Source organism: Thioclava sp. F42-5, assembly GCF_002213195.1.
Lineage (GTDB): Bacteria > Pseudomonadota > Alphaproteobacteria > Rhodobacterales > Rhodobacteraceae > Thioclava > Thioclava nitratireducens.
The window spans coordinates 1-14,897 of record NZ_NBNZ01000005.1 but is presented as its reverse complement, the minus strand read 5'-3'; the positions used below and the strand labels follow the sequence as shown (position 1 = coordinate 14,897).

Sequence of the window (14,897 nt, the reverse complement as noted above, 5' to 3'; positions counted from 1 at the left end):
ATCGAACGGGTCCGGAACTCCGGAGTTCTGCGTGTCTCGCGTTGCGACAAGGCCGGATGCGCTCTATCTATTTCAGGACTGAAGCCGCAACGAAGGGGGAGCGACTTTGGCGCAGTGGATGGAACAAAGAGCTTCGGCGCGTCCGCGCGCGCTGCGGCCTGCGGTGGCTTTGATTGCGGCGCTCGCGCTGGGGATGGCCGCCTGCGCGCCTGCACCGCCCGCAACGGGTATTCACGACCCCTACGAGGCCACCAATCGCAAGACCCACGCGTTCAACAAGCAGCTTGATTCGGCGTTCTTCCGGGGCGATCCAACCGATACCAGCCCGCCCGGTCCGCTCACGAAGACGCTTTATAACGTCGGCAGCAATCTCAGCCTTCCGGGCAAAGTGCTCAACTCGCTCCTGCAAGGGCGCCCCGAGCCGGCCGTGAAGAATACTTTCCGCTTCTTCATCAACTCGACGATCGGGCTGGGCGGCATCTTCGACCCGGCGGGGACTGATTTTTCGCTGCCCGAGACGGATACCGATTTCGGCGAGACGCTGCATGTCTGGGGCGTGGGCGAAGGAAATTACCAGGAATTGCCGATCTTCGGCCCGTCCACGACGCGCGATACGGTCGGGATGGTGGTCGATTTCGTGATCGATCCGCTGAACGCACTGCCCGACAAGGAGCGGATCGCCGCGGGAGCGCTGCGCTTCGGCGGCAAGATCGCGAAGCGCGACATGTATGGCACGACTGTCGATTCGATCCTGTACGATAGTGCCGACAGCTATGCCCAGAGTCGGCTTCTGTATCTGCAGAACCGGCGCTACGAACTCAACGGCGAGGAGGCCAGCGATGCGAATGCCTACGATCCCTACGAAGACTTACTGCCGCAGTAGGCGACATGTTCTGGGCCTCGGCGCGGCGGGTGTCGCGGCGGCCCTGTTGCCGGGGTCGGCTTTCGCGCTGACGGATGCACAGGCGCGGTCGCTGATCCAGAAAGCGGTGAACGATGTAAATGCGGCCATCGCTTCTGGTCGCACCGGTTCCGCCCTCTACGCGATGTTCGAGCGGATTTTCGCGAGATATGCCGATGTGAACGTCATCGCGCGCTCGGCGTTGGGCGTCGCGGCGCGGCAGGCGAGCCCGGCGCAGCTCTCGGCCTTCACCAAGGCGTTCCAGGGCTATCTCTCGCGCAAATACGGCAAGCGCTTCCGAGAGTTTCAGGGGGCGAAGTTCCAGATACAGGGCGCGCGTCCGGTCAAGACCTTCTACGAGGTCAAGACGCTCGCGAGCTTGCCGGGGCAGGCGCCGTTCGAGGTGCTGTGGCAGGTCTCCGATCGCTCGGGCAGCGACAAGTTCTTCAACCTGATCGTCGAAGGGGTAAACATGCTCGCCTCCGAGCGTGCGGAGATCGGTGCGATGCTCGACCGGCGCCGCGGCAATATCGACGCGATGATCGAGGACTTGAAGCAGGCCGGGTAAGCGGTTCGGGTTTCGGCCCGCCTGAGCGCCTGTCGAAAAGAAGAACGCCCGGGCCAGCGGTCCGGGCGTTCTTCTTTTTCGGGTCTGCTCGCTCAGTTGGTGCCGAAGATGTTGAGCAGCTCGTTCAGGATCGACTGAGACGGGTCGCGGCGTTGCCGTTGCGGCTGTCGCTGGGCAGGGGCTTGCCCCGCACTCTGGTTTTGGCCCTGATATTGCTGATCCGGCACCTGCCAGTCGCCCGGATGGGCCATCGGCAGCGGCTTGGGATCTTCGCCGTCGAGCACGCGCCTCATCGTCTCGTGGAAGATCTCGGCGGGCAGGCCGCCTCCGGTGGTGCCTTTCAGCGGCGAGTTGTCGTCATTGCCCATCCAGACGCCGACCACGTAGTCGGAGGTGAACCCGATGAACCAGGCATCGCGGGCGCTCTGCGTGGTGCCGGTCTTGCCCGCGATCTCGTAGCCGTCGATATTGGCGCGGCGGCCGGTGCCGTGCAGCACGACCTGGCGCATCATGTAGGTCAGCTCCTGTGCGGCTTTTTGCGAGATTACCCGCTCACCGATCCCGCCGGGTTTGCCGAAGAGCGGTTGGTCGTCGCCCTTCAGTGTCAGCGAGGTCAGGCCATAGGGTTGCACCGAGGAGCCGCCATTGAGGATTCCAGCATAGGCCCCCGTCATGTCGAGCAAGTCCGACTCCCCGACGCCGAGCGCCACCGAGGGCAGGTTCGGCAGGTCCTGCGCGAAACCGAAGCCTTCCGCGACCTTGATGACGTTCTCACGGCCAACGGCCTCGGAGACGCGCACGGTCGCGACGTTCACCGAATGCTCCAGTGCGGTCGTCAGCGTGATCGGCCCCATGTAGCTGCGCTCGTAGTTGCGCGGGCTCCAATCGGGCGAGCCGGGCATCTTCACCGTGACCGGCGCGTCATCGACCATCGAATCCGGCGTGTAGCCCAGATCTAGCGCGGTCGCGTAGACGAAGGGCTTGAATGTCGAGCCGGTCTGGCGTTGCGCCATCGTGGCGTGGTTGAACGCTCCCGAGACCTTCGTGGCCCGACCGCCAACCATGCCCCGCACGGCGCCATCCGCGCTCATCACGACGATCGCGGACTCGGCTTTTGACCCCTTCGAGACCTTGTTCTCGTAGACCGATTTCATCGCGTCTTCGGCGGCGGACTGGATGCGCTGATCGAGCGTGGTGTTGATGACCACGTCCTCGGTCGTGTCGCGCGACAGGAAGTCGGGGATGGTGTCCATCACCCAATCCGCGAAATAGCCGCCTGCGCGTTTCTGCGCCGCTTGGCTCAGCGTCGCGGGGTTGTTCTTCGCGTCCAGATATTGACGATCCGTCAGGTAGCCCTGCTCATGCATCAGGCTGAGCACGGTCGCGGCCCGCTCCTGCGAGCGCTTCAGGCTGGAGGTCGGGGCGTAGTAGCTCGGCGCTTTCAGAAGGCCCGCCAACATTGCAGCCTGCTGCGGATCGACATTCGCTGCCGAGATGCCGAAATAGCGCTCGGACGCGGCCTCGAAGCCACGCGCGCCGGCCCCGAGATAGGCGCGGTTGAGATAGATCGAGAGGATTTCGTCCTTGGAGTATTTCAGCTCCAGCGCGAAGGCGTAAGGGACTTCCTTGATCTTGCGGCGCAGACCGCCCGACCGGCAGTCGTTCTCGTAGGCGGCTTCGTTCTTCCACTTCTTCGGGTCGAACTTCACGCCGAGGCAGAGAAGCTTGGCGGTCTGCTGCGTGATGGTCGAGCCACCGTTGCCGTCGAACGGGCCGCGCCCTTCGCGCATGTTGATGGCCATCGCCGAGGCGATGCCGCGCGGCGAGATGCCGAAATGATGGTAGAAGCGGCGGTCCTCGGTCGCGACCACGGCGTCGCGCAGATAGGGGGAGACGTTCTTCGCGTCGATCTGCCCGCCGAAGGTTTCGCCGCGCCAGGCGAAGACCTTGCCCTGATCGTCGAGCATAGTGACCGAGCCGCGCGTGCGGCCGTCGAGCAGCTTCGTGTAGTCTGGCAGGGTCGAGTAGAAATACAGGGTCGCCGCGCCCACCACGAGCGCGACGATCATCGCGAGTCGCCAGCCGATTCCCCAGATCACGCGCCAGATCAGCCGCGCGAGGCCGATGATCAGGCCGGTGACCGGTCCGTGCCGCCGGGGAGGCTTGCCACCGCCGCCGCCGCCACGGCGCGCGGTCTTGCGCGGCTTGGCGGGTTTCGATGCCTTGGGTTTCTGCTTCGAAGAGGAATAGCGTTTGTCGGCCACGAGGCGCCCGCGCCCTCCGCCTTTCTGAGTCATCTGCCTGTTCCGCTGCCTGCGTTTTAATTTCGCGCAATCTACACGGGCCGACCCGAGATGTGGACCCGCGAAAAATCACGTTTCAGATTTGCAATGTGGCTAAAAATTAGGCAACGCGCACAAATTGTGCAAATTAGGGCCTGAATCCGCTGAATCTGCCAGTCGGACGGAACCTCGTTTCCTTGTGCGAAAGAGGCGCAGAGGGCCTCTTATCACCGTGCGATGTCGCCAAGCGGGCATCGAAAGGGCTGAACAAGGAAGGGATGTCAGGTGAAACTCATCATTGCAGCAATCAAGCCGTTCAAGCTGGAGGAGGTGCGCGAGGCGCTCACCACCATCGGCGTACGCGGAATGATGGTGACCGAGATCAAAGGCTTCGGTGCCCAGTCGGGTCACACGGAAATCTATCGTGGCGCCGAATACGCCGTGAACTTCGTGCCGAAGGTCAAACTGGAGATCGTGGTCGCTGACGGCCTCGCCGACGAGGTGGTCGACACGATCATGAAAGCCGCGAAGACCGACAAGATCGGCGACGGCAAGATCTTCGTTCTCGATGTCGGGCAGGCGGTTCGCGTGCGCACCGGCGAAACCAATGACGACGCGCTTTGAGACGCGACAGGGGAAAGTAGGAAAATGAACAAGCTTTCGAAAATCACCGGCCTTGCGGTCGCACTGACCGCGGTGGCTCTGCCGGCGCTGGCCCAGGATGCCGCCGCGCCTGCGGCGATGGATCCGCCGGCCAACGAGATCGGCTTCATCCTGAACACCTTCATGTTCCTCGTCACCGGTTTCCTGGTGATGTGGATGGGCGCGGGCTTCTCGATGCTCGAGGCTGGCCTCGTACGCTCGAAGAACGTGACCATGCAGTCGCTCAAGAACATCGCGCTCTTCGCGATCGCGGCGATCATGTACTATCTGATCGGCTACAACCTGATGTATCCGGGCGACGGCTGGTCGATCAACGGCGTGCTCGGCGCTTTCTCGACGACTTCGCTCGAGCCTGTCGGCGTCGGCGCGGATTCGGTCGACCTGACCTACGCTTCGGTCGGTTCGGACTTCTTCTTCCAGCTAATGTTCTGCGCCACCACGGCGTCGATCGTTTCGGGTACGCTGGCCGAGCGCATCAAGCTGTGGCCGTTCCTGATCTTCACCGTGATCCTCACGGGCTTCATCTACCCGATCCAGGCTTCGTGGAAATGGGGCGGTGGCTTCCTTGACGCCGATTTCGGCTTCCTCGACTTCGCCGGCTCGACCGTCGTGCACTCGGTCGGTGGCTGGGCAGCTCTCGCTGGTGCTCTGATCCTCGGCCCGCGCATCGGCAAGTACAAGGACGGCAAGGTCCAGGCGATGCCCGGTTCGAACCTGACGCTCGCCACGCTCGGTACCTTCATTCTGTGGCTCGGCTGGTTCGGCTTCAACGGCGGTTCGCAGCTCTACATGAACACCGTGGGCAACGTCGCCGATATCTCGCGCATCTTCGCCAACACCAACACCGCAGCAGCCGGTGGCGCGATCGCTGCGCTGATCCTGACCCAGATCCTCTACAAGAAGCCGGATCTGACCATGGTTCTCAACGGCGCTCTGGCTGGCCTCGTGTCGATCACGGCCGAGCCGCTGACCCCGAGCCTCGGTGCAGCGACTATCATCGGCGCGATCGGCGGTATCATCGTGGTCCTGCTGGTTCCGATGCTCGACAAGCTGAAGATCGACGACGTCGTGGGCGCCATCCCGGTCCACCTCGGCGCGGGTATCTGGGGCACGCTGGCGGTTCCGATCACCAACCCCGACGGCACCTTCTACGGTCAGATCGTCTCGATCATCATCGTCGGCATCTTCGTCTTCGTGGTCTCGGCAATCATCTGGTTCATCCTCAAAGCCGTCATGGGCATCCGCGCCCCGGCCGAGGACGAGATGATGGGGCTCGACAAGGCGGAACTCGGCATGGAAGCCTATCCGGAGTTCGTCAACTAAGACCCGCATCCAAGACAAGCGAAAGGCCCGGGAGCGATCCCGGGCCTTTTTCCATTGCGTCTGATGTCGGCTTACTCGGTGACCGGAGCGCCTTGTTGCTTCTGCTGTCCGCCTCCGTTCTGGTAATCCGGCTTGCGCAGGAAGAAGACCAGCGGGATGGCCGCGAGTGTGACCCACATCATGAACTTGAAATCGTCCACGTAAGAGATCATTGCCGCCTGTTGCGTCGCGAGGTTGTTGAGCACCTCGAGCGCGGCCTCTCTCGAGATGCTGCCTGCACCGTTGATCACGCCCGAAAGGTTCTGCGGATTGATCGCAGAGACGATCTCGGCATGGTTCACCGCGATGTTGTGCGTCAGCAGCGCGGTCACGATCGAAATCCCGATGGACGAGCCGATATTGCGCAGCAGCGAGAACAGCGCCGTGCCGTCGCCGCGGTACTTGGGGTCGAGCGTGGCAAAGGCCAGCGTCGAGATCGGCACGAAGACCGAGCCCAGCCCGAAGCCCTGGATCACGCCTGAGACGATGATCCATTTCGGACCCATCTGCGGCGAGAAGGTCGACATCATGTGCAGCGAGTAGGCAGTGAAGGACAGCCCGACGACCACGAGGATGCGGAGGTCGATGACCTTCACCAGCCGCCCGATCAGCAGCATCATGATCATCGCCCCGACCCCGCGCGGGGACATCACCAAGCCCGTCGTCAGCGTCGGATAGCCGAAGATATTCGACAGCATCGGCGGCAGCAGCGCCAGCGAGGCGAGCAGGATGATCCCGATCACGAAGATGAACAGCAGCCCCATCGAGAGGTTGCGGTCGAGGAACATCTTCGGTTCGAGGAAGGGCTTTTTCGCGCTGAGAATCCAGACGATGAAGACCCAGAACCCGCTGATCGCTAGCGCCGCCTCGATCCAGATTTCGCGCGAGGCGAACCAGTCGAGATCGGAGCCCCGGTCGAGCATCATCTGCAGCGCGCCGATCGCCACCGCCAGCGCCGCGAAGCCGAAGAAGTCGAAGCCGATCTTCTTCTTGGGCGTTTCAGGCAGGAAGAAGAGCGACCCCGCGATGGCGATCATGCCGAGCGGCACGTTGATGTAGAATACCCAGCGCCAGTTGATCACCTCGGTCAGGTAACCGCCGAGCGTCGGGCCGATGATCGGGCCGAGCATGATGCCCGCGCCGAACATCGCCATCGCCTGCCCGTGCTTCTCGCGCGGGTTGATGTCGAGCATGAAGTTCTGCGCGAGCGGCACGATGGCCGCACCGAACACGCCCTGCATGAGGCGGAAGATCACCATCACGTCGAGCGACCACGCGATCCCGCAGAGCATCGAGAAGACCACGAAGCCGATCACCGCGACCATGAAGATCTCGCGCCGCCCGAAGCGATTGGCGAGCCAGCCCGACAGCGGCGTCACGATGGCCGCGGCCACGATATAGGAGGTCAGCACCCAGTTGATCGTGTCGCGCGACGCGCCGAGATCGGCGCGCATGTCGGGCAGGGCCACGTTCGCGATGGTGGTATCGAGCACCTGCATGATCACCGCCAGCATCAGCGACGCCATGATCAGCGCGCGATGCGGGACGTTATGCGGGTTGATTCCCTTGGGTTCCTTTTCGGCGGCGTCAGCCATGGCTTACTGCCCCTGTTCGGTCGTGCCCGCCACGGCGGCCGAGCTGTTGGCCTTGTCGAGGATACGCTTGTAGCGCGGCTGCGAGGCGGTATCGACGGTGACGCTGGCCGAGAGACCCGCGCGCAGGCCATCGAGGTTTGCGCCATCGTCGAGCCGCAGGCGCACCGGCACGCGTTGCGTCACTTTCACCCAGTTGCCGGTCGCGTTCTGCGCCGGAAGGATCGAGAACTCCGCCCCGGTGCCTGCGCCGACGGCCTCGACCGTCGCGTGATATTCGCGATCGGGGAAAGCGTCGAATTCGACGGTGGCCGACTGGCCTTCTTGCATGTGGGTCAGCGCGGTTTCCTTGAAGTTCGCGATCACCCAGACATCGCTGGTGTCGACCAGCGTGAAGAGGCTTGTCCCCGCGCCGACCATCTCGCCCGCCTTGAAGGAGGCTGCCTGATAGATGATGCCGTCGGTGGGCGCATCGACCTCGGTCTGCGAGAGATTGTATTTGGCATCGTTCACCGCCACGATCGCCGATTTCACCGAGGGGTGTTCGTCGACCGGGATCTCGGGATTGCCGTCGAGAGCGACCTTGGCTGAGGCCACCTTCTGCTTGGCGGCGGCCAGCGTGTTCTGCGCGGCTTGCGTGGCCGTGCGCTGTTGGTCGAGCGCCTGCTGCGTGGTGGTGCCGGATTTGATCAGCTTCTCCTGACGGGCGAGCTGTTTCTCCTGATAGGCGGCGTTGTCGGCAGCCTGTTTCTCGTCGGCGAGCGCGGCCTTGTAGGAGGCGCGCAGCTGCTCGACCTGCAGGCGGGCTTGCGAGAGCGCGGCCTGCGCCTTGGCCAGTGCCAGCTCGTAGGGTTTCTTGTCGATCTGGAACAGCGGCGCGCCTTTCTCGACGTGCTCGTTGTCATGCACGAACACCTCGGTCACGCGGCCCGAGATCTGCGAGGCTACCGGGATTCGCGCCATCTGATAATTGGCGTTGGCGGTGCTTTGCGAGCCACCGGCGCTGAGCCAGTACCACGCGCCACCCAGTACGATCAGGGCGGGCACGAGAATGAGGAGCCAGAACTTCGGCCCCTTCTTCTGTTTCTGTTTCGATTGGGTTTCCGCGCTCTCGGCGGTCGGGTTCTGGTCACTCATGATGTGTCTCTGACGTGGAGGAGGTGTCTTCGGAGAGGTTACGGATGATCTGGCGCAGGGTGTTCAATGCGGTCGCGATTTCGTCATCGCTCAACCCGGCCAGCGCCTGTTCATAGATGTCGTCCGCGATCGAGCGCGCATCCTCAAAGGCGTTGCGCGCCTTGACCGAAGGGTGCACGAGCTTGACGCGGCGATCATTCGGATCAGCTTTGCGGCAGACCCAGTCGGCTTCTTCCATGCGGTCGACGAGGCGCGAGACCGAAATCGGTTCGATCTCGAGCAGCTCGGCCAGCCGGGCCTGCGCCAGCGCGCCTTCCTTCTTGAGGTAGACGAGCAGCCGCCACTGCGCGGTGGTCAGGCCGAATTCGTTGGCGCGTGCCTCGAAGCGACGGCGGATCAACCGCGTCGCGTCGTGCAGGAGAAAACCTAGGCTCTGATCGGGCATCCGGAGCTCCGTTGAAATTAAAGTAAGCCTCTATATTATGAGCCTGCTTATTATTTCAAGGGCGCAAGGCGGAAAATTCCGCTACGAAAAACGGCGACCCGAAGGGGCCGCCGTTTTGAATTTCTATTCTGTGGTAGGTGCTTAGACGCCTGCGTCGATCAGTGCGCGGGCCAGCAGCGGCACGCTGTTCTTGTTCAGCCCCGCGATGTTGATCCGCGAATCGCCGACCATGTAGATCGCGTTGCCTTCCTTCATCGCGGCGACCTGCTCGGGCGTGGCGCCAAGGCGCGAGAACATGCCGCGATGCTCTGCCACGAAGTCGAAGCGGTCCGAGTTCGACAGCTTGCGCAGCTCGTCCGCGAGTTGCTTGCGCAGTTCCAGCATGCCGGTGCGGACATCTTCCAGCTCGGCTTCCCAATCGGCGCGAAGCTCGGGATCGGTGAGCACGCGGGTGACCAGCGCCTGCCCGTGATAGGGCGGGAAGGAGTAGGTCTGACGGTTGAGATAGGCGAGGTTGCCTTGCACGGTCTTCTTGGTCTCTTCCGAGCCCAGAACCATCAGGCAGCCGGTGCGCTCGCGATAGATGCCGAAGTTCTTCGAGCACGACGCCGCAATCAACACTTCCGGCAGACGCTCGGCGATCAGGCGGGTGCCTGCCGCATCCGCTTCCAGACCGTCCCCGAAGCCCTGATAGGCGAGGTCAATCATCGGCACGGCGCCGGTTTCCTGAAGCAGATCGGCGACCTTGCCCCATTGCTCGAGCGTCAGGTTCGCGCCGGTCGGGTTGTGGCAGCAGCCGTGCAGCAGCACGATGTCGCCTTCCTTGGCGCCCTTCAGGTCTTCAATCATCGCGTCGAAATCGACCGAGCGGGTCTCGGAATCGAAGTAGCGATAGGTGGTGAAGTCCTGATCCATGAATTTCAGGATAGAGAGGTGGTTCGGCCAGGTCGGATCGGAGACCCAGATCTTGGTGTCGGGATTCGCCATCCGTGCGAGCTCGAAGCCCATGCGGCAGGCGCCGGTGCCGCCCACGGTCGACAGGCAGGCCAGGCGGTCGGTCGGGTAGCCCTTGCCCAGAACCATCTCGGCCATCGCCGCGTGGAATTCCGGCTGGCCGGCGAGGCCCGCGTATTTCTTGGTAGTCTCGTTCTCCCAGACCTGCTTTTCCGCCTTGTGGATGGCGCGCATGATCGGAGTTTCGCCTTCGGCGTTCTTGTAGACGCCGACGCCGAGATCGACCTTCTGGTCGCGCTCATCGGCGCGGTATTCTTCCATTAGCGCGAGGATCTTGTCCGGCGCCTGCGGCTTGAGATTGTTCAGCATCATGCTTCTCCCGTTGCGACCTTGAGGTCGTTATACATGCCCCATTCCGACCAGGACCCGTCATAGAGCGACCAGTCCGACTTGCCGATGATCTCCAGCGCGAGCGCGAGGATCGCGGCGCTGACGCCGGAGCCGCAGGTCGTGATCGCGGGCTTCGACAGGTCGACGCCGGCGGCCTCGAACAGGGCCTTGATCTCGTCGGGGGATTTGAAGGTGCCCTCGGGGGTCAGCAGTTCGCCGAAGGGCAGGTTGCGCGAGCCGGGGATGTGACCCGAACGCAGTCCCGGGCGCGGCTCGGTGCCGTTGCCGAGGAAGCGATCGTTCGGGCGCGCGTCGATGATCTCGTGATCGCCAAGCTTGCTGGCATGAGCGACCTGGGTGACGTCCTTCACCAGACCGGACTGGCGCTGCACCGTCATGTGACGGTCGCGCACCATCGGCGGCATGTCTTCGAGCGGACGGCCTTCGGCCTCCCATTTCGGGAGCCCGCCATCAAGCACGGCCACATCCGTCTTGCCCATCAGGCGGAAGGTCCACCAGACGCGCGGCGCGGAGAAGACGGAGTGCTGGTCGTAGATCACGACCTGGTGGCCGTCGCCCACGCCCATCGCGCGCATCCGCGAGATGAATTTCTCGGGCGGCGGCGCCATATGCGGCAGGTCCGAGCGGTTGTCGGAGATTTCGTCGATGTCGAAGAAACGCGCGCCGGGGATATGCTTGGCCTCGTAGGTCGCCTTTGCATCTCGCTCCATCTGCGGCAGGAACCACGACGCGTCCAGAATGCGCAGGTCGGGATCCTTCAGATGGGTTGCGAGCCAATCCGTCGATACGAGCGTTTTCGGGTCATCCATCGTCATGCGCCTCTTTTGCCGGTCGGGATTGCTTAGACTCAGCGGTGCGCAAGACGCAAGGGCGGGGCGGGCAAATCCGCCCTGTGTCCCTAGTAATTCTGCTTGAGAAGGCGTTGTTTCTGGCGGTTCCAGTCGCGTTTCGCCTCTGTTTCGCGCTTATCGGCCTGTTTCTTGCCCTTCGCGATACCGATCAGGATCTTCGCGATGCCCTTCTCGTTGAAGTACATCTTCAGCGGCACGATGGTCATTCCCTCGCGCTGGGTCGCATTCCAAAGACGTGAAAGTTCGCGCTTCGACACGAGCAGTTTGCGCTTGCGGCGCTCCTCATGGCCGAAATGCGAGGCCTGGTTCAGGCTCGCGATATAAGAGTTGATCAGCCACAATTCGCCATCCTCGACGGAGGCATAGCTTTCCGCGATGTTCGTCTGCCCGACGCGCATCGATTTCACCTCTGAGCCTTGCAGCACGATGCCCGCCTCCAGCGTATCCTGGACGGCGTAGTGGTAACGGGCCTGCCGGTTCTCGGCGATCAGCTTGGAATTGGGGTCTGAATGCTTTGCCATGGTCGCATCGAGATAGGGCAGGCAAGCGGCTGTGTCCAGTGCGGCACCGCTGCGCTTGACGTGGGTGCGGCGGCGCGAAATAGCTAGGGCAGGAGGAGACGCCCATGACCATTCAGATCGCGATCGGTTCGGTGATGATGCTTCTGACCGTATGCATCGCCGCGCTCAGCGCCTGGGCGATCGAGGCGACGTTCTCGCGGCTTCACTGGTGGATGCTGCGCGAGCCGCACCGTCCGAAGCTGATGCTGATGGTCGTCGTCGCCGCGCTCTGGGCCTTGGCGATGGTCACTGCCGGCGTCTGGCTCTGGGCTTTCTGCTTCCGCCTCCTCGGCGTGTTCCACACGATGGAGCAGTCGGTCTATTTCTCGCTCGTGAGTTTTACAACGCTGGGCTATGGCGACATTCTGCTGACCCATCAATGGCGCATCCTCGGCGGGATGGCCGCGGCGAACGGGCTGCTGAACGTGGGGCTTCTGACCGCGCTGCTGGTCGAGGTGATCCGCCATGTCCGCAAGAGCCAACTGGAGGCGCGGGCCGAGCGAGGCGCGAGTTGAGCGGAGCGCTCGCGCGCGCGAGTGCGCACGCGAACTATATATATATCAGTCAGTCGAGATATCGGTCAGTCGAGCATCAGCGCATCTTTGACGATCCCGGTCAGAAGATCGGTCACCGGTTGCATTGATTCCTGCTCGTAGGAGCGGAAGCCGACGGTCACGTGATCGGTGTCCTCGGGGGTCTGGTAGACGAAGATCGTGTAGGGGCAGAACTGAAAGTTGGTGATGTCCGCCTCCATGACCTCGCGCGAGGTCTGCGCCGAGCAGAAGGAGAAGACGTCCGCGCCGGTGAACAGCGTCTTGGTGCCGCCCACGGCGTCTTTCGTGCGTTCCAGCATATCACCGGTATGGCTGACGTGATCGACCACGAGCCCCGCCCCGATGATCGCGTTTTGCACCGCGAAGGTGACGTTGTCGAACGTGTCTTCGGTGGTCCAGGTGTGGGCTTCCTGAGCCGTTGCCGCGCTCGCGCCCACGGTGATGACCGCCGCGAGTGCGGCGCCGATGAAGCGTTTCATCTCTCTCTCCCTTGTCTCCCGATCGGGCGCCTGGGCGGCGCCCGTTGATCCAGTCTCGATAGTGGCGCGTATTTTTATACGTGCCTAGAGGTAACAATGTCGCTGTAAGTTCCGAAGTGAAAGCGACGGGCACCGCTCCATATGTAGGGGCAGAGAGGAGATTTCCATGCGCAAGACGAGACCGACCGACCCGAGCTGGGCCGATGTGACGCCCAAGGCCGACTTCCTGAACCGCCGCCAGATCATGGCGGGTGCCGGGGCAATGGCACTTGGTTCGATCGCCGGACCGAGCTTTGCTAGCATCGACGCGAAACCGTCGAAATTCTCGACCGACGCCAAGCCGAACACCCTCAAGGAGATCACCTCCTACAACAATTTCTACGAGTTCGGCTGGGACAAGTCCGACCCCGCGCAGTATGCGGGTCAGCTGGTGACAGACCCGTGGTCGATCGAGATCGACGGCATGGTCGACAAGCCCGGCTCCTATCCGCTCGACGATATCCTCAAGCCCGTGACGCTCGAACAGCGCATCTACCGCTTCCGCTGCGTCGAGGCATGGTCGATGGTCGTGCCTTGGATCGGGTTCGAGCTTTCGAACCTGCTGAACCGCGTCGGCGTGCAGCCGTCCGCGAAATACGTGGCCTTCCAGACGCTCTACCGTCCCGAGCAGATGCCGGGCCAGAAACAGGGCGGCATCGACTGGCCCTACGTCGAGGGGCTGCGCATCGACGAGGCGATGAACCCGCTGACCATTCTGGCGACCGGCCTCTATGACGAAGAGATGCCAAACCAGAACGGCGCGCCGATCCGTCTGATCGTGCCGTGGAAATACGGGTTCAAGTCGATCAAGAGCATCGTGAAGATTTCGCTCACGGATAAGCAGCCGCCGACGACCTGGAACAAGTTGCAGCCGCGCGAATACGGCTTCTATGCCAATGTGAATCCGAAGGTGGATCACCCGCGTTGGTCGCAGGCCACCGAACGGCGCGTGGGCGCGGGTCTCTTTGCAGGCCGTCAGGAGACGCTGATGTTCAACGGCTACGGCGAAGAGGTCGCGCAGCTCTACAAGGCCATGGACCTCGCGAAGTACTATTGATGAACAGCGCAATGCTCTCCGCCCCGATCAACACCGCGCTGCGTCGCGTGCCCAGCTGGTTGGTCTATCTCGCCGGGCTGATCCCGCTGGCTTGGGTGGTCTGGCTGACACTGACCGGCGGCATCGGTGTCGATCCCGTGAAAGGGATCGAGCATCGTCTGGGCAAGATCGCCTTGTGGTTCCTGATCGGCGGGCTGGCGATCACGCCCGCGCGCCGGTTCCTCGGTCTCAACCTGATCAAGTATCGCCGTGCGATTGGCTTGCTGGCCTTCTTCTACGTGGCGCTGCACCTGATCGCCTGGGCGGTGCTGGATATGGGCATGCTCTGGGGGCAGGCGGCGCGCGATCTGATCAAGCGCCCCTACCTCTTCTTCGGCATCTCCGCCTTCGTGCTGCTGATCCCGCTGGCGATCACTTCGAACAACGCTTCGGTCCGCAAGCTGGGCAAGACGTGGCGGCGGATTCACATGCTGGTCTATCCGGCCGTCGCGCTGGGTGTGATCCACTACCTCTGGCAGATGAAGGTCATTTCTAATGAGGGTTGGCTCTGGCTCGGGGTGTTCGCCGTCCTCATGGCTGTTCGATTTCGTTCATTTCGTTGGTGACTCGGTTTGGTTTGCGGGGTGCCCTTGGGGCATGCCTGGCAGGAGGTTTCGCGTGGGTGGGTGATTTGCGCAAGATTCTTCCCTGCGCTGTTTTGGCGTGAGTTGGGTGCATTTGCGGTGGTGTGCAAAGTTGAGCGATTTCAGTGTGTTGAGTGATTTGTCGGAGAAAAGCGAAAGTTTTTTGAAAAAGGCACTTGCGACTCCCCGGTGTGATCCGTAAATACCGCCTCACCGAAGCGGAACACACCGCAACGGGGCGCCGGAAAGGCTCGCAAGGGACTGACGGCGAAGGAAATTTTGGAGATACGGTTGGCAGGTAGCGCCCCAAGGGATTGAGGCGATGCCGGTTGATTTTGTCTCCGCGCTCTTTGACATTGATAGATATCTGAAGAGATATGCGGGCGGTTTGGTCGATGATCGATGCGGACCGGAGCATA

General features: G+C 62.5%; 15 protein-coding genes. 7 read left to right on the top strand and 8 right to left on the bottom strand.

Annotation, left to right across the window (positions count from 1 at the left end):
• Positions 1-118: 118 nt before the first annotated feature.
• Positions 119-883: a VacJ family lipoprotein gene (locus B6V74_RS13470; RefSeq protein ID WP_088723082.1), complete on the top strand. Its 765-nt coding sequence runs from the start codon at positions 119-121 to the stop codon at positions 881-883.
• A complete protein-coding gene (locus B6V74_RS13465; RefSeq protein ID WP_088723081.1) occupies positions 846-1,469 on the top strand; it encodes an ABC transporter substrate-binding protein in 624 nt (207 codons plus the stop codon). Before B6V74_RS13470 ends, B6V74_RS13465 begins: the two co-directional genes overlap by 38 nt.
• A gap of 92 nt (positions 1,470-1,561) precedes the next feature.
• Here the strand turns inward: B6V74_RS13465 and B6V74_RS13460 are convergent, their stop codons facing one another.
• Positions 1,562-3,766, bottom strand: a complete 2,205-nt coding sequence (locus B6V74_RS13460) for a transglycosylase domain-containing protein (protein ID WP_088723080.1) — start codon at positions 3,764-3,766, stop codon at positions 1,562-1,564.
• A gap of 270 nt (positions 3,767-4,036) precedes the next feature.
• Here B6V74_RS13460 and B6V74_RS13455 point away from each other — a divergent pair, with 270 nt between their 5' ends.
• Positions 4,037-4,375: a P-II family nitrogen regulator gene (locus tag B6V74_RS13455; RefSeq protein ID WP_075775438.1), complete on the top strand. Its 339-nt coding sequence runs from the start codon at positions 4,037-4,039 to the stop codon at positions 4,373-4,375.
• Positions 4,376-4,399: 24 nt separating this feature from the next.
• Positions 4,400-5,737, top strand: a complete 1,338-nt coding sequence (locus B6V74_RS13450; protein ID WP_088719786.1) for an ammonium transporter — start codon at positions 4,400-4,402, stop codon at positions 5,735-5,737.
• Positions 5,738-5,808: 71 nt separating this feature from the next.
• On the opposite strand, the gene B6V74_RS13445 is transcribed toward B6V74_RS13450, so the two are convergent.
• From B6V74_RS13445 to smpB, 6 genes are all read right to left on the bottom strand, one after another.
• Positions 5,809-7,371, bottom strand: a complete 1,563-nt coding sequence (locus B6V74_RS13445) for a DHA2 family efflux MFS transporter permease subunit (RefSeq protein WP_088723079.1) — start codon at positions 7,369-7,371, stop codon at positions 5,809-5,811.
• Positions 7,372-7,374: 3 nt separating this feature from the next.
• Positions 7,375-8,505, bottom strand: a complete 1,131-nt coding sequence (locus B6V74_RS13440) for an HlyD family secretion protein (RefSeq protein WP_075775441.1) — start codon at positions 8,503-8,505, stop codon at positions 7,375-7,377.
• Positions 8,498-8,950, bottom strand: coding sequence for a MarR family transcriptional regulator (locus B6V74_RS13435; protein WP_075775442.1), 453 nt, complete (start codon positions 8,948-8,950; stop codon positions 8,498-8,500). Before B6V74_RS13435 ends, B6V74_RS13440 begins: the two co-directional genes overlap by 8 nt.
• Positions 8,951-9,091: 141 nt before the next feature.
• Positions 9,092-10,273: an amino acid aminotransferase gene (locus B6V74_RS13430; RefSeq protein ID WP_088723078.1), complete on the bottom strand. Its 1,182-nt coding sequence runs from the start codon at positions 10,271-10,273 to the stop codon at positions 9,092-9,094.
• On the bottom strand, positions 10,273-11,130 hold the full coding sequence (sseA, locus tag B6V74_RS13425; protein ID WP_088723077.1) for a 3-mercaptopyruvate sulfurtransferase: 858 nt from the start codon (positions 11,128-11,130) through the stop codon (positions 10,273-10,275). The genes B6V74_RS13430 and sseA overlap by 1 nt, the downstream gene beginning before the upstream one ends.
• An 83-nt stretch (positions 11,131-11,213) precedes the next feature.
• Complete coding sequence (smpB, locus tag B6V74_RS13420; RefSeq protein WP_075775444.1) at positions 11,214-11,687, bottom strand: SsrA-binding protein SmpB; 474 nt, start codon at positions 11,685-11,687, stop codon at positions 11,214-11,216.
• Between the two features lie 104 nt (positions 11,688-11,791).
• On the opposite strand from smpB, the gene B6V74_RS13415 reads away from it, so the two are divergent.
• A complete protein-coding gene (locus B6V74_RS13415) occupies positions 11,792-12,241 on the top strand; it encodes an ion channel (protein WP_088723076.1) in 450 nt (149 codons plus the stop codon).
• Positions 12,242-12,306: 65 nt separating this feature from the next.
• On the opposite strand, the gene B6V74_RS13410 is transcribed toward B6V74_RS13415, so the two are convergent.
• On the bottom strand, positions 12,307-12,759 hold the full coding sequence (locus B6V74_RS13410; protein ID WP_075775446.1) for a DUF302 domain-containing protein: 453 nt from the start codon (positions 12,757-12,759) through the stop codon (positions 12,307-12,309).
• A gap of 166 nt (positions 12,760-12,925) precedes the next feature.
• On the opposite strand from B6V74_RS13410, the gene msrP reads away from it, so the two are divergent.
• Positions 12,926-13,855, top strand: a complete 930-nt coding sequence (msrP, locus tag B6V74_RS13405; protein WP_088723075.1) for a protein-methionine-sulfoxide reductase catalytic subunit MsrP — start codon at positions 12,926-12,928, stop codon at positions 13,853-13,855.
• Positions 13,855-14,460, top strand: a complete 606-nt coding sequence (msrQ, locus tag B6V74_RS13400) for a protein-methionine-sulfoxide reductase heme-binding subunit MsrQ (protein WP_240497108.1) — start codon at positions 13,855-13,857, stop codon at positions 14,458-14,460. The genes msrP and msrQ overlap by 1 nt, the downstream gene beginning before the upstream one ends.
• Positions 14,461-14,897: the final 437 nt, after the last annotated feature.

Excerpts from the sequence above, each read along its gene's own strand:
- msrQ (WP_240497108.1), top strand. The coding sequence starts at position 13,855 with ATGAACAGCGCAATGCTCTCCGCCCCGATCAACACCGCGCTGCGTCGC.
- msrP (WP_088723075.1), top strand. The coding sequence starts at position 12,926 with ATGCGCAAGACGAGACCGACCGACCCGAGCTGGGCCGATGTGACGCCC.
- B6V74_RS13460 (WP_088723080.1), bottom strand. The coding sequence starts at position 3,766 with ATGACTCAGAAAGGCGGAGGGCGCGGGCGCCTCGTGGCCGACAAACGC.
- B6V74_RS13430 (WP_088723078.1), bottom strand. The coding sequence starts at position 10,273 with ATGCTGAACAATCTCAAGCCGCAGGCGCCGGACAAGATCCTCGCGCTA.
- B6V74_RS13470 (WP_088723082.1), top strand. The coding sequence starts at position 119 with ATGGAACAAAGAGCTTCGGCGCGTCCGCGCGCGCTGCGGCCTGCGGTG.
- B6V74_RS13465 (WP_088723081.1), top strand. The coding sequence starts at position 846 with ATGCCTACGATCCCTACGAAGACTTACTGCCGCAGTAGGCGACATGTT.
- smpB (WP_075775444.1), bottom strand. The coding sequence starts at position 11,687 with ATGGCAAAGCATTCAGACCCCAATTCCAAGCTGATCGCCGAGAACCGG.
- sseA (WP_088723077.1), bottom strand. The coding sequence starts at position 11,130 with ATGACGATGGATGACCCGAAAACGCTCGTATCGACGGATTGGCTCGCA.
- B6V74_RS13445 (WP_088723079.1), bottom strand. The coding sequence starts at position 7,371 with ATGGCTGACGCCGCCGAAAAGGAACCCAAGGGAATCAACCCGCATAAC.
- B6V74_RS13440 (WP_075775441.1), bottom strand. The coding sequence starts at position 8,505 with ATGAGTGACCAGAACCCGACCGCCGAGAGCGCGGAAACCCAATCGAAA.
- B6V74_RS13435 (WP_075775442.1), bottom strand. The coding sequence starts at position 8,950 with ATGCCCGATCAGAGCCTAGGTTTTCTCCTGCACGACGCGACGCGGTTG.
- B6V74_RS13415 (WP_088723076.1), top strand. The coding sequence starts at position 11,792 with ATGACCATTCAGATCGCGATCGGTTCGGTGATGATGCTTCTGACCGTA.
- B6V74_RS13450 (WP_088719786.1), top strand. The coding sequence starts at position 4,400 with ATGAACAAGCTTTCGAAAATCACCGGCCTTGCGGTCGCACTGACCGCG.
- B6V74_RS13410 (WP_075775446.1), bottom strand. The coding sequence starts at position 12,759 with ATGAAACGCTTCATCGGCGCCGCACTCGCGGCGGTCATCACCGTGGGC.